The following is a 13,220-nucleotide window of genomic DNA, read 5'->3' as shown; positions in this document are numbered from 1 at the left end:
TCAGTACTTGCGCAGATCTGTATTATTTCTGTGTGGTTTTTACCTTTGCCTTGTGATTTTTCCAGGCAAACAGCAAAATAGAACCTACAGCAATCAAGATAAAGGCACAGCTGATAGGACGGGTAAAGAAAATGTCCAGACTCCCGTCAGACAGCACCAGTGCCCGGCGGAAGTTTTTCTCGGCCAAAGGCCCCAGCACAATGCCGAGCAGAATGGGAACCAACTGAAAATCCATCCGGCGCAGGAAATACGCTACAATGCCGAAGATCAGGATGATGTAGATATCATACATCCGGTTATTGGTGGAATACGCACCCGCAATGCAAAAGGTCAATACAATAGCCGCCAAAATCTCGTAGGGAATACGGGTGATATGCGCGTAAAAACGGGTAAAGCCACTGCCCAGAATATACATAAACACATTGACCACGATCAGGCCCAGCATAATGGCATATAGAATATTGCCCTGCTCTTCGAACAGCGTGGGGCCGGGGATCATGCCGTGGATCATGAATGCACCCATCAAGATAGCGGTGGCGCCGTCCCCTGGGACCCCCAGCGTCAGCATGGGGATCATCGTTGCGCCGCAGGCGCCATTGTTGGCGGACTCGGAGGCGGCCACACCCTCGATCTCGCCGTGGCCAAAAGTCTCGGGATGGCTGGAGGATTGCTTCACCTGGTTATAAGAGATGAACGCCGCCAAACCACCGCCAGTTCCAGGGGTTGCGCCGATAATGACACCGATCAGGGAGCCAATGCCGATTGGTTTGCGGCATCGCCGATACTCGTCCTTCGTGATTTTATCTCTGGTGATGGCTGAAGAACTGATAGTCTTGTGGTCGGTCCTTGGATCATACTGGGACTTCATCATAATCTCAGAGATAGCAAACAGTCCAATGAGGGCGATGATCAGGTCGATACCACTCATGAGCCGATTGCTTCCAAAGGTAAAGCGGGCGGTGCCGCTGATATTGTCCATGCCGATGGTAGCCATGAACAAGCCGATGCAAGCGCCGATCAGTCCCTTGAAAATACTGTTGTTAGAGACGCCCGCAATCACGGATAGTCCAAAAACTGCCAAAGCAAAATATTCGGCAGGGCCAAACAGCAGTGTGATTTTTGCGATCTGGGGAGCCAGAAACAGTAGGGCAAATGCGCTTATAAGGCCACCGATGGTTGATGCGTACAGTGCCATTTGCAGTGCCTTGAACGCTTGTCCTCTTTGGGTCATGGGATAACCGTCAAACAGCGTTGCCGCATTGGCCGAGGTACCCGGGGTGTTGATGAGAATCGCAGTGATGGAACCGCCGTAGGTACCGCCGCAGTAGATGGCCAGCAGCATTAAAATAGCCATCGTGGGATCCATGCCATAGGTCAAGGGTATACAAAGGATGAGACCTAAATCGGAGGTCAGTCCGGGGATAGCACCCACAATAATACCGATTGCCAGCCCCACCGGAATAATCAAAAAGTTCTGCCACTGCAGCAGAACTTGCAGTCCGCCTAAAAATTGTTCCATAAGTATTCTCCTTTTCGATCAGGGCAGGGAAATATGAAGAAGCACCTTGAATACGTAGTACACGATGCCCACCATCCCCAGAGGAATCGCATAGTAGTACCACTTTCTGGCTTTATAGAACATCATGACCGCCAGTACCAGCAGGATTGTGGAGACAATATAGCCCAGATGTCCAATCAGGAAACAGTAGGCGATCAAAAGCAATGCGAACACTACGGAACGCATTTCTTTTTTAAAGGCATTGGAGCGAAAACTCTCTTTCGTCACATACAACTCCTGCTTCTCCCGGACGAAGATCCCCTCCAGCAGCAGACCGACAGAGCAGAGGAACATACCACCAATGGCGATACGGGGGAAGGTCTGTGCGTTGATTGGCGTTTTCTCCAGCGTCTGGACCTGTACGGGAATCAGGAACCACAGCACTGCGCTCAGAACCACAAAAATAGCGCCCGATATTATTTCTCTGTTATATCTGATTTTCATAATTCAATACCTCTTTTTAAAATGGGTGCCCCATATCTCGGCGATATGGGGCACCGCAGAGTGTCACTGCACCAGAGGAATATACTCGGTCATCGCCTCGGTCTGAGCTTCTACCATATCAACGATCTCGCTCTCAGTGGCCTCCCAGGCTTCCATGCCCATGCCTTTCATAAATTCCTGGAACTCGGGATCAGCATAAACCTCCGCGATGAAGTTGGTCAAAACTTCCTTCTTGCTGTCATCCACAGAGGAGCGGACCGCAAAGTAGTCCATGCCGGTGAAGTCCACGTCGACTCCCTGATCCCTAAAGGAACTGATGTGGCCAATGCCTTCCACCTCCAGCCCCTCGGGAATGAAGGTTCCCAGGCAGTTCAATTCGCCGTTGATCACATAATCGCGGTAAGTCGGGGGAGAACCGATAGCCACGTCAACATGGCCGCCCACCAACGCATTGATGGCCTCCTGGCCGCCGTCGTAGGGAACAGGCTCAGCGGGGATGTCCAATAACTTGAACAGGACGGAAATCATAGTATAGCTGTCGTTGCCAGGGCCGCCTGTGGTAGCGTACTTGATTGTGTTCCCCTCTGCGGCATAGGCTTTCAGCTCGTCGATATTGGTGATGCCGCTCTTAGAGTTAGTCAGAACAACGAACTCCGTGATACGCATACCAATCAGAGGCGTAATATCATCCAGTGTGTAGTTGACATTAATGAAGCTGGGAGTCAGTGAGAACAAGGGGCCGTTGGCAACCACCATGGTATAACCGTCATCCTCCGCCTGCAATGCATCGTTCATGGCGATAGTTCCGGAACCACCGGTATGGTTTTCCACAATCACGGGCACACCCAGATACTTCTCACCATAGGAGGCAACCTGGCGGGCAATGGTATCGGGTCCGCCGCCAAGGCTCCAGGGCATAATAATAGTGATCTGCTTTTCAGGGAAAGCGCCGTCCGAAGTCGCGGGAGTTTCCTGCTGGGAATCGCCTGCGCTGTCAGGTGACGTTCCCGTGGTTTTGCCGCCGCAGGCAGCCAAACTCAGAATCATAGCGAGTGCGAGGACCAGCGACATGAGTTTTTTCATTGTTTTCTCTCCTCTTTTCATTGAATTCTAATAAACTCCGGTATAACCATCCCGGAATCCATTACAAGTTTGATAGCCTGAAAGCCTTCGGGCTGTGAGAAATAAGGCGGATACTCTCGCTCATCCGAAAACAAAAAGTGTGGTGGATGCTCCGCCGGAAAGATTGCGGCCAGCTTCTGATATACCGCCTGATTCGCGCTATGATACCGTCTATCAGATGCCGAGGTCGTAATAATATACTCCAACGGCATATTTTTCATAAAAGATTCCGAAATTGAATCTATTTGTCCATGATGTGGCAATTTGAGAACGTTTACATTTTTGAAAAAAATTTCAGGCACCTCATCCCATTCAGATGGACAGCTATCCGCCGCGCTGAGAAAAACGATGTCTCCCAGTTCGAAGCGCAACAGCATACTGGTGTGATTGGATGTAGCGTCCAACCGGATCAGGCACTCAGTCACGGCATTTGTATCCGCCTCAAGACTGTATGCCCGTTCCACGATCTCCATATATGCATCTACAACACAGCTTTTGGGTGCCAGTATCCGCATCTTCGTGTCTATTCCAAATTTCAGTACCTGTCCTGCTTTCAACACGGTAACAGGAATGCCTTTTTCCTTCGCATGAAGCAAAATCCTCCGATACGCATTCAAGGCCGCAACATATAGCGGTACACTGCGGGGAGCGTTACTGGCTGGAGTCAGTTCACAGCCTTTTAAGAAAGGCTCTACCGGGTACGGAACATAGAGATGATCTACCACTGTCTGCTGTAATACCGCCTCCAGCCCGCATACATGATCTTCATGGATATGCGAAATAATCACAGCATTCAAATGCTCAATCTGCTGTCTGGCAAGATAATCTGCTGACCGAATGCGATAAGAATCGCCTTCAAATTCTGACTCCAGGGCACTTCCTCCATCCAGCAGTGCAGTATACCCATTCTTTAACTGAAAGAGGATTGCGTCTCCGTAACCGACATTGATGACTGTAACACACATGGCATCACATCCTTCCGCACTTTGACTTCACCATTTAAAACGCTCTATCAGGAGCGTGTCAAATTTCTACATAGCATCAAGCGGTTCCCCGCACTATAAGCTCCGTAGGAATTTGAATATGCGCCTTTTCTACCGGCATCCCCGCAATTAAGTCAAATAACGTTTGCATGGCAAGGCATCCCATCTTAGCAGCATCAATTCGAACAGTGGTCAACTCGGGTTCCACCACACGGCTGATATAGCTGTCATCAAACCCTATGATCGCTATATCTTCCGGCACTCTCAGCCCTGCCCGGGTAACTGCCTTCATGGCGCCTGCGGCAATGGTGTCATTGGTGCAGAAAAAAGCTGTGGGGCGATCCACCCCCCGCAGCATCCGGGTCATGATTTCCTCGCCATCTTCCAGCGCCGGCTCAATATCAGCAATAAAACGATCATCAACGGGAATATCATACTTAGCAAGAGTTTTAACGAAGCCCTCTATACGAGCTTCACTAACTTGTGGTGAAAACCGGCCGGACAACAGGCCGATTTTACAATGTCCCAGCTTGCAAAGATATTCCGTAGCCTGCACAGCACCGCCATAGTGATCTGCCGAAATGCACACTAAGCCATCCATATCCAAATAGTTGTTTACCAACACTACCGGAATGCTCTGTTTACGAAACTCTTCAATGACCCGGATATCAACCTCGCCAGCAAAAATCACTCCATCCATGTGCTTTTTGATATAAATATCTCCATTGGGCAGGTGGATATCCTGACTGGTCGTTACGAACAGGCTGTAATTCCTTCGGGTTCCCTCCTGCATGGCTGCTTCCAGCATCGGAGAATAAAAAGGATTCAAAATAGCGGGATACTGCTTTTCGTGGATAATAAATGCAATATTTTCTGTCTGTTGCCGAACCATCGCCCTTGCGATGGCATTAGGCGCATAGTTCAACTGCTTCGCTGCCGCATATATCTTTTCACGCGCCTTCTCACTGACTGCTTCCGGAGACGCATATGCTCTGGAAACTGTTGCCTTTGAGTAACCACATAACCGTGCGACGTCAATGATTGTTGCTGCCATGTATGTATCCCACGCCCTCTTGAAAACGTTCTCATTTTTAAGGTCAAAAAAACACTGGCACTCTATTGTGAAAAATAAACAACCAGTATCGCCGCGTCCTCTTTTCTTAACATGTTTTTAACATAAAGCCGCCATCAAAAAAAGTCAACACTTTTTTTGACAAACCACACTATTTTGGAATCATTCCCAAATTTTGCATGTCTTTTTTTGCAATTTTGACTTAAGCAGTAGGCCCTGTTATTGCTGCACAAACAAACTCATTCCCAAATAGTATTATATGGATTTGGCGCGCTTTAACGGCAGTATCAGGAGCTGACACAGGATCTCCGAAGAAAACGAGCCGTACATATTACGGGCTCTCTTCCCTGCCCCGCACAGATGAACCACGGGAATGCTTTACAGAGTTCTCATTCGTCTGCCTGTGGAATGATGGGACATTTGTACGCTCTGGGGGCAGCTACGGCGTGCAGACGAGCCAACATCACATTCGATAATATCCAGGCCCTTCACTTTCATGTCCTTCGCCACACCTTCACAAGCAACATAATTTATGGCGGAGCGTCTTTAAAGATGTCCGAGAGCTGCTGGGCCTTTCCAGCGTGAACACCACCATGAACATCTACGCCCATGCAAAGAAAGGAACCACAGGTTCTTCCGCCCGGTTTCTGGATAAGGGTGCGGGTGAAAGCTGAGAGCTTTCCCTTACAGACATCTCGTAAGGAAAAAAGCAAGGGAAATGGCCAAGAAAATATCCCCGGAAACCTTGAAAACACAAGGATTTCCGGGGAGCGCGGCCCAAATGTATTAGAAAAATGACAGGAGGAATTCAAAATGTGCAGAACCGAAAAAGGTGGTCATCCTGAAAATCCGTTCGAGCAAGCCGGGAGAAAGCCGGATACACCCAAGCGGCCGCAGCAAAGCACGTACACTTGTTGTATGAGGCAGGGACTTCTGCCCCTCCATTTGGCATCGTGTGCCGCATGGCCGATCTGTACCATTGCAGTCCAGCTGACTTCCGTCTTATGGAATACAGGCCGAAGTGATGGATGGAGTCTGTACCGATGTGACATTGATTCCAGCCGTTTCCTGCGACAGGGACTTCGTTGATTCACTTGCCAGCGTTATGACAGAGGGCAGCTTAACCCTATGCATCTGTTCGATGTGGTGTTGGATGCGCTGTCCTGATATTTTCCGCCGCTGGAGGGCGTGGCAGAGCCACGCCCCCCTCTTGGCTTCTCAATCCGCCATTTTCAGGCTCGGTTTATTCCTCTTCATCAAAAAGTCTGAAGTTCGGATCAACGGTACCGATTCCCAGATAACGAGCCTTGTAGTCCTTAAGCAATTGGAAGAACTTTCCGCTCAGTATGACAATGACAATCAGGTTTACAAAGGCAGGTATTCCCGTTGTCAAATTGGCGATTTCCCAAATATCCGCACCAGAAATATCGTTTCCCACCGCAGCCAGAAGCACTACAAGGAACCCGGGAATGGGGTAGATTACCTTAAATACGTTAATCAAGGTCCGCTTGAGCTTTTCATTCGTGCCGCACAAATGGCGCAACAGCACTTCGAAATAAGCCCACCATCCGGTAGTAGTAGAAAGAGCAAAGAGGAAAATGGCCACCGTGATGATGATAGTTCCAACAGGCCCAAGCACTGTTTCGAAAGCCGCCAAGGTCAATGGAGCACCATCCAGGCCGGAATCCCACAGGCCGGTAACGACGATAACCAAGGAGGTAACCGTGCAGATACACATCGTACCGACAAAAACCTCAAATGCCCCCCACAATCCCTGCTTCACCGGATGCTCCGTTTTGGCGGAGGCGTGAATCATAGGCGATGTACCCCAGCCAGCCTCGCTGGAGAACATGGCGCGGGATAAGCCGGTTCGGATAATCAAAGCCACGCCCGCTCCCATGAAAGCGCCGGTGGCTGCGGTCCCGGTAAATGCATCGCTGATAATCAGTCCAAGTGCTGCGGGCAATTGTGTGATATTTACTATGATAATCACGATTCCGCCTACCAGGTAAAAGACGCACATGGGGGGAACTACTTTCGCCGCCAGCTTGCCCAGCCAAGGAATTTCACGGACAGTAGCCAAATAGGTGAGACCAACATAGACTAAACCTACCGCCAGCATGGGAATGCCAAAAGTGGCGTTGACGGACTGTGCGACCGTGAAGTTTTGCATGGAAAAGACATTTCCAAAAATGCCGATCCCGAAGATAACCGCCAGCACGCCCCAGAATTTGAAGCCCTTATCCCGTCCCAACCCTTTCTCCATATAGTATGTAGGCCCACCATAATAGCCGCCCTTTTCATCCTTTGAACGGTAGTATACCGCCAGGGAAACTTCGGCCATTTTCATCATCATGCCCAAAAAGGCCGCAACCCAAATCCAAAAGGCTGCACCCGGTCCGCCCACCGCGATAGCGGTCGCTACGCCGCCGATATTGCCAACACCCACTGCTCCGCCAACGGCAATGCTGATTACTTCCAAGGGTTTCATCATGCCCTTACCGTTGTCCTTTTTTGAAAAAAGTGTTCCAATGGTGTTTTTCAGAATATGCTTTAAGTGTGCGATTTGAAAGAATTTGGAGCCGACCGTAAAGATAATGCCAGCCAACAGAATAAGTACGATGAGAGGCATTCCCCACAGAAGGTCCGAGATCGTCTTAATAATGGCCATAACAAGTTTTCTCCTTTTTCTATATGTCTGTCATCACACTCGTGTATAGTGCAGGCTCACTGTCCGGATTACCTGCTCAAAGGCCGGTACATCAGTTTCATTGGATACCAATACCAGAACACAGGGTTCTCTCCCATATAGAATCCCCACATCATTCGTAATCCCCTCATCCTCGCCGGTCTTGTGCTCCACCCGCACGGTGGGCGGAAGCAGGCTGGGGATTTTATGGTTAATCTGCTGTTGCGATAGCATCGCCCGCATTCGCTCAGACGCATTGGCACTCACGCAGCGTCCGTGGTAGATTTCCTCCAGAAGGCTACCGATCTCCTTCGGTTGACATAAATTCTCCTTTCCCTGACGTGCGGCCTCCGTGTCAAACAGAAAGCGAAAAATCTTGGTTTCCTGAAGGCCGAGCACCCGGAATCGCTCATTCAGGAACTCAATGCCAAAGCGGCGGATTAACACATTCGTAGCCGTATTGTCACTGATAGTAATCATCAGCTTACAGAGGCTTTCTATGTCATACGCCTGCGTACCGGAGATATGCTGCAATGCGCCGCATCCGGGCACTTTGTCGCCGTCCCGGACCAAGAGCCGCTCCTGCAGCACACCGGGATGCTCCCGCTCCTCCAGCAGGATGGCCGCCAAAATTGGCAGTTTAATTACGCTGGCCGCTTGGAACAACTCCGTTTGGCGGCTTCCGTCCGTTTCTCCCGTGACTAGGTTTTTGTAGTAAAATCCGATATGCCCCGGAACTGAGGAAAGCTGCCGCTTCACATATTCGTCCATGCCGTCTCTCCCTCCTGCTCCATTGCTAAGCGCGAATGGCTCGTCCTAGACTTGACTGCTTGACTGTTCCGTGTTCCACAGCGATTTTTCCCCCAATCAAGACCCATTCTATCCCTTCCGGAGGACGGTCGGGATGCTCAAACGTAGCACAGTCCCGGATCCGATCCATATCAAAAATTACGATGTCTGCATCTGCGCCCTTGCGTAAGGTCCCCTTTCTCGTCAGCCCCAGTTTTTGGGCCGGCATGGCACTCATCTTGGCGACCGCATCATCCAAGTTCATCTTCCCGGCTGCAACATACCGGCACAGCAGGCGTGGAAACGCCCCTGCACCTCTCGGGTGTCCTTGCCCCCGATCCATCAGCCCATCACTGGCCAGCATAATGGCCGGATGAGACAGGGCCAAAGCTACATCCTCCGCCTTCATAACATGGCAGACCGTCAATGTGTCCGGTGCTGTCTGACGCAGTTCATGAAACAATCTCTCCGTGCATCGTTGTCCCTTGTACATACCCTCGCAGATTTCTATCGCAGAATACTGTGTGCAGTAACGCTCCAAAAATCCCTCATCGTAGGTTGTTTCCCCTATTCGCGTGCTGAAAGCGTCATACGGATAGCAATCTCCGCTCAGTTCCATACCGGAGGCGCGATATCTATCTATGAGGGCCAGCAGTCGTTCCATCTGCCCAAATCCCCCATGCTTCCCACATGGGAAACTTGAACCGGAAGATCCAGCTGCCGCCCTATGGAAACCAACTCCTCCACCGCGCCGAATACATTATCCGCGTCATCTCGCACATGGGCGGCCACAAGACGGCCATGGCTTTGGCAGAAGCAGGCGGTTTTCACCATCTCATCCCGTGTCACACCGGGTACATAGCGAATACCGAAGGACACCCCAAAGCAACCTGCTTCCAGAGCCTCTTTGACCAGCCTTGACAACCGTTGTTGTTCATCGGGCCGAATTGCACTGTACTTGTCCCGGTGCCCGGCCTGCTCCCGCAGGAAGGTATGGCCAGCTAGTAGTCCCATATTGATCGGGCCGCCATCACGGTCCATCAATTCTAAATACCGCAGAGGCGAGACCGTATTGATACCGCAGTTTCCACCAATCGCTGTAGTGACTCCCATGCGAAGCATGGAGGTCATAATGCTGGGAATCAGTCGCCCCTCCTCTGGGTCATAAGGATCCTCGTGCATGTGGATATCCACAAAACCAGGTGAAACCACCATCCCTTCGGCATCCAAAATCACATCAGCTTCCGGCTCTTCAGCAGTCAGCCCCTGAATACGCCCGTCTTCCACTAGCAGATTATTTTTGGAGTGAACATGACTGGCCGGGTCTACAATCAGTCCGTGTTTAATCAGTGTGCGCATCACTTTGCCCCCTTTCTCCGTCCGTCAGCCATTCAGGCAGGCCCGTATTTTGCGGCACGCCTTCATATCCTTGGCGGCGGACAACCAGCGCATCCTCTCCGAGGTTCAACAGCACAACCATCGGCATACAATGCATATTGTAATTCTTCTTCATCCGTGCTTCTACATCCGCCCAGACAAAAAGATAGCGCCCATCGGCGCCGAACAGTACCACTTTGCGGTGATTCACTCACATTACAGAGGGGGATTCATTCTAGAAATTATGCTCTGGACAGCGTAAGGGTATCATACCATAAGATCACGAAAAAGCCAATTATATAATGAAGTTATTTTCCATCTCCTGACTCCAGTATTCTGAGCACTTCCTTGTTAGAGTCGGAGACCATTTTCCGGGTCTTGTTGAACGCATCATGCTCCTTGTCTGCCTTGACGACGGCCGCTTGTCTGGGGGCGCGCCCTTATCCCAAAATATCCTATCGGCGGAAAACCAGAAGCTCACTGACACAGGCGGCAAATTTCCACATGGCGAAGGTGCTCTGGCGCTCGATCAGATACTCAATGCAGTTGGAATACCCGCTCATCGTACGCCCATCCAGCACGCGTTTCCAGGCGATCAGGTCCATTGGTCTTGCTGCGGTCCGCACTGGCACAAATGATCTCTGCCCGGCTGTGCCCTGTGACGGCGTAAAAGCCCGCAGAACTGTTTTATACCATGGTGTATAGAAGTCCCGCGCGGTGGGCGGCCCGCAATGACGGATACGGGTTGTAAAAGCGTGCCTCCCTTGTTTTGGTCTTTCTCCCCATCGCTCCGCAGGGCGTGCTTGTTGTATTTTTGCAATGACTTCTTCCTGCAATTCGCCTTTCTGAACGATATTAGTTTCCTTTCTGAGAATGGCTTGGAATGGCGAGAAGGCAGATGTCGCTCTGCTGACAAATCCGCATGGGATATGTCGCGTCACACGGCAGGATATCGGTCTGCTGAAGCTGTGCTCCGGACAAATCAGGATCACTTCTCAGCCTTTGCCATCATCCGGTTCCGCAGCAGAAATCCAGTAACCTTTGTTGTTGCAAAGATGGTCCATGGCCAGGCGCACAAGCGCAGGCCACCGTCCCGCCATGTAGTTGATGCGTGCAGGACAGGATTTTGGGATGCAGAAGATGAAGAACTGCCATACGCTGTCGGAAGCTCTGAGGACGGAGCGCTGACCGCCGCATTGGTGACGCGATCTGAAAAAGCGGTGTGTGCCATTGGTATTGGGGCAAAGACAGCAGTGGCGAGGTCTGCTGTCTGATCGGAGACTTTTTATCTATCAGTAATACGCCAAAACAAAGCCAGCCGGGGATCTTCAAAATTTCCGGCTGGCTCTTATAATGTTCACTCCATTGCTTTCCGATATGGGGATGCAGCAGCTCCCTATCAGCTCTGCTTTTCAGCTTTCAGGAATACGGACGGTGCGCGCTTATAAGTCGCAAGGCTCACAACGACCAGTGCGATACCGCAGGCAACCGTGCCCGGCACCGCCGCCCCAAGGCCGAAGGGCTGGCCTGCCAGCTTCCAGCCAACGCAGACAACAAACCCGCCCAGCAACCCGGCCATGACGCCGGTCTTGGTTGCCTTCTTCCAGAACAGCGCTGCAAATGCGGGAATCCCAGCCGATGCGGCATAGAAGCTCCAGGCGAACATGAGGATGTTGTATGCATTGTGGATGTACAACGCGATCACCAGCGCGCCCAGGGGCAGGACAATGGAGAAGATGCGGGAGAGGGAGATCTCGGTCCGCTCCGGCATTTGGGGACGGATGGTCTTTCCGATGTCGTGGACGCAGGTCTGCACAGATACCAGCAGATAGCTGTCCGCCGTGGACATGATGACCGAGAGCATACCGGCCAACGCAAGTCCCGTCAGACCGGCGGGAAGGATCCGGATCGCCAGGGCCGGAACGACAGCGTCCGTCGAGCCATACTGCGCCAGGATGTCGCCGCCGAGGATCTGACGGCCCACAACACCCATGAAGTAGACCAGCACAATGGTCACGCCGTATACGGCCGTACCCAGGAACATCCCGCGCTTTGCCGCCCTTCGGCTCTTGGCGGCAAATGCGCGCTGCCACATTTCCGCACCTGCCATGGTGAAAACCAGATAGGTGATGATGTCTCCCAAAATGCTGCCGTCAATATGCGGCTCCACCAGCGCCGGGTCCAGGTTGGCCGCAAAGTTCGCAAAGCCGCCCACGTTGAACAGGGCCGCCACCGGGATCAGGATATACACGAAGACGATCAGCATATAAAATTGCAGCACGTCGGTGTATACCACGCCGAACAGGCCGGAGGTGGCTGTGTAGACCATAAAGACCACTGTTGCGATCAGCGCGCCCATCTCATAGGAGAGGCCGAACTCTCCCCCCAGCATCCGGATGATCGTGGCCGTGGCGGTGACCTGGGAGGCCACCGTCCCCATCATGGCGAACGCGATCAGCACAGAGAGGGTGATCTTGGCTGCCCGGCCAAACCGCCGTTCAAACAGCTCCGGGATAGAGGTGATCCCGTACTGCATCCCGATATCCGAGATCTTCCCGGCGATGCCGGAGAAAATGAACATTCCCAGAAGGTATGGAATTGCGGTAAGGACCGCCTTGAAGCCGTCGGTATAGGCCACACCTGCCCGGCCCATCAGACCGCTGCCGCCGATGATCGTCGCGCAGACGGTGGCCATCAGCACCATCGGCCCAAAGGACCGGCCCGCTACATAATAATCCTTTGTGTTCTGGATCCGCCTGACGGAATAGACCCCCACCAGGACCATGATGACAAGGTATGCCGTAATGATTCCCAGATCCAAAATCGTCAATACGCTGTGATCCATCAAAAATGCCCTCCTTTTCTTTGTTTGCTCCAGAGGGCCGCACCTGCATACCTTTGTCCGGCAAGATCTTCAGCAGCTGTCTGCTTCCATTCACACCCACATTATATATGTTTCGGCGCAGCCCTCTACCCATAAGGGCAGATCCTGATCCATATTCTTCACCCCTTCTAACCACGTCCTCTTGTGGCAGTGAATATATGAACATTATAATGTTACTTGAAAAAAATGTCAATTTGTCCGATATGTATCAGAAATTCTTTATTCAAAAAGTATATATGCCATCCCGCCAGTTTTGCCAATCATGATACCTGGACCAAGGGACGCTGTATACTGCACAAAGA

Annotated in this window: 13 protein-coding genes; 1 reads left to right on the top strand and 12 read right to left on the bottom strand. The window is 51.5% G+C overall.

Annotated elements, in window-relative coordinates; genetic code table 11:
• Positions 1-22: 22 nt before the first annotated feature.
• The 11 genes from EIO64_RS14270 to EIO64_RS14220 all read right to left on the bottom strand — a co-directional run bounded on the left by EIO64_RS14270 (position 23) and on the right by EIO64_RS14220 (position 10,666).
• Positions 23-1,519, bottom strand: coding sequence for a tripartite tricarboxylate transporter permease (locus tag EIO64_RS14270; RefSeq protein ID WP_119310648.1), 1,497 nt, complete (start codon positions 1,517-1,519; stop codon positions 23-25).
• Positions 1,520-1,537: 18 nt separating this feature from the next.
• Positions 1,538-1,957, bottom strand: coding sequence for a tripartite tricarboxylate transporter TctB family protein (locus EIO64_RS14265; RefSeq protein WP_249390695.1), 420 nt, complete (start codon positions 1,955-1,957; stop codon positions 1,538-1,540).
• 108 nt (positions 1,958-2,065) lie between these two features.
• Complete coding sequence (locus EIO64_RS14260) at positions 2,066-3,085, bottom strand: Bug family tripartite tricarboxylate transporter substrate binding protein (RefSeq protein ID WP_249390694.1); 1,020 nt, start codon at positions 3,083-3,085, stop codon at positions 2,066-2,068.
• 17 nt (positions 3,086-3,102) lie between these two features.
• Positions 3,103-4,089: a ComEC/Rec2 family competence protein gene (locus EIO64_RS14255; RefSeq protein WP_119310647.1), complete on the bottom strand. Its 987-nt coding sequence runs from the start codon at positions 4,087-4,089 to the stop codon at positions 3,103-3,105.
• A 76-nt stretch (positions 4,090-4,165) separates the two neighbouring features.
• A complete protein-coding gene (locus EIO64_RS14250) occupies positions 4,166-5,161 on the bottom strand; it encodes a LacI family DNA-binding transcriptional regulator (RefSeq protein WP_136891514.1) in 996 nt (331 codons plus the stop codon).
• 1,261 nt (positions 5,162-6,422) lie between these two features.
• Positions 6,423-7,850 carry an alanine/glycine:cation symporter family protein gene (locus tag EIO64_RS14245; RefSeq protein WP_021749396.1) on the bottom strand — a complete coding sequence of 476 codons (1,428 nt, stop codon included), beginning with the start codon at positions 7,848-7,850 and terminating at the stop codon, positions 6,423-6,425.
• Between the two features lie 33 nt (positions 7,851-7,883).
• Positions 7,884-8,639: a serine hydrolase gene (locus EIO64_RS14240; RefSeq protein ID WP_136891513.1), complete on the bottom strand. Its 756-nt coding sequence runs from the start codon at positions 8,637-8,639 to the stop codon at positions 7,884-7,886.
• Between the two features lie 25 nt (positions 8,640-8,664).
• A complete protein-coding gene (locus EIO64_RS14235) occupies positions 8,665-9,321 on the bottom strand; it encodes an amidohydrolase family protein (RefSeq protein WP_136891512.1) in 657 nt (218 codons plus the stop codon).
• Positions 9,297-10,016, bottom strand: coding sequence for an amidohydrolase family protein (locus EIO64_RS14230; RefSeq protein WP_136891511.1), 720 nt, complete (start codon positions 10,014-10,016; stop codon positions 9,297-9,299). Before EIO64_RS14230 ends, EIO64_RS14235 begins: the two co-directional genes overlap by 25 nt.
• Positions 10,000-10,245 carry a hypothetical protein gene (locus EIO64_RS14225; RefSeq protein WP_145985052.1) on the bottom strand — a complete coding sequence of 82 codons (246 nt, stop codon included), beginning with the start codon at positions 10,243-10,245 and terminating at the stop codon, positions 10,000-10,002. Before EIO64_RS14225 ends, EIO64_RS14230 begins: the two co-directional genes overlap by 17 nt.
• A 244-nt stretch (positions 10,246-10,489) precedes the next feature.
• Positions 10,490-10,666: a hypothetical protein gene (locus EIO64_RS14220; protein WP_158629797.1), complete on the bottom strand. Its 177-nt coding sequence runs from the start codon at positions 10,664-10,666 to the stop codon at positions 10,490-10,492.
• A 171-nt stretch (positions 10,667-10,837) separates the two neighbouring features.
• Between EIO64_RS14220 and EIO64_RS14215 the strand changes: the two genes are divergently transcribed.
• Positions 10,838-11,308 (top strand): hypothetical protein, encoded by a 471-nt coding sequence (locus tag EIO64_RS14215; protein WP_136891510.1) that lies wholly within the window; start codon positions 10,838-10,840, stop codon positions 11,306-11,308.
• 125 nt (positions 11,309-11,433) lie between these two features.
• On the opposite strand, the gene EIO64_RS14210 is transcribed toward EIO64_RS14215, so the two are convergent.
• Entirely contained in the window at positions 11,434-12,879 is a 1,446-nt protein-coding gene (locus EIO64_RS14210) for a sodium:solute symporter family protein (protein WP_119310646.1), read from the bottom strand.
• Positions 12,880-13,220: the final 341 nt, after the last annotated feature.

Origin of the sequence: Dysosmobacter welbionis (genome assembly GCF_005121165.3) — a bacterium.
Lineage (GTDB): Bacteria > Bacillota > Clostridia > Oscillospirales > Oscillospiraceae > Oscillibacter > Oscillibacter welbionis.
Note: the sequence above shows the minus strand (reverse complement) of the source record. Positions and strands in the feature narration are given on the sequence as shown.

Coding starts and splice junctions, on each gene's coding strand:
- EIO64_RS14255 (WP_119310647.1), bottom strand. CDS start 4,089: ATGTGTGTTACAGTCATCAATGTCGGTTACGGAGACGCAATCCTCTTT.
- EIO64_RS14250 (WP_136891514.1), bottom strand. CDS start 5,161: ATGGCAGCAACAATCATTGACGTCGCACGGTTATGTGGTTACTCAAAG.
- EIO64_RS14240 (WP_136891513.1), bottom strand. CDS start 8,639: ATGGACGAATATGTGAAGCGGCAGCTTTCCTCAGTTCCGGGGCATATC.
- EIO64_RS14235 (WP_136891512.1), bottom strand. CDS start 9,321: ATGGAACGACTGCTGGCCCTCATAGATAGATATCGCGCCTCCGGTATG.
- EIO64_RS14260 (WP_249390694.1), bottom strand. CDS start 3,085: ATGAAAAAACTCATGTCGCTGGTCCTCGCACTCGCTATGATTCTGAGT.
- EIO64_RS14270 (WP_119310648.1), bottom strand. CDS start 1,519: ATGGAACAATTTTTAGGCGGACTGCAAGTTCTGCTGCAGTGGCAGAAC.
- EIO64_RS14245 (WP_021749396.1), bottom strand. CDS start 7,850: ATGGCCATTATTAAGACGATCTCGGACCTTCTGTGGGGAATGCCTCTC.
- EIO64_RS14210 (WP_119310646.1), bottom strand. CDS start 12,879: ATGGATCACAGCGTATTGACGATTTTGGATCTGGGAATCATTACGGCA.
- EIO64_RS14230 (WP_136891511.1), bottom strand. CDS start 10,016: ATGCGCACACTGATTAAACACGGACTGATTGTAGACCCGGCCAGTCAT.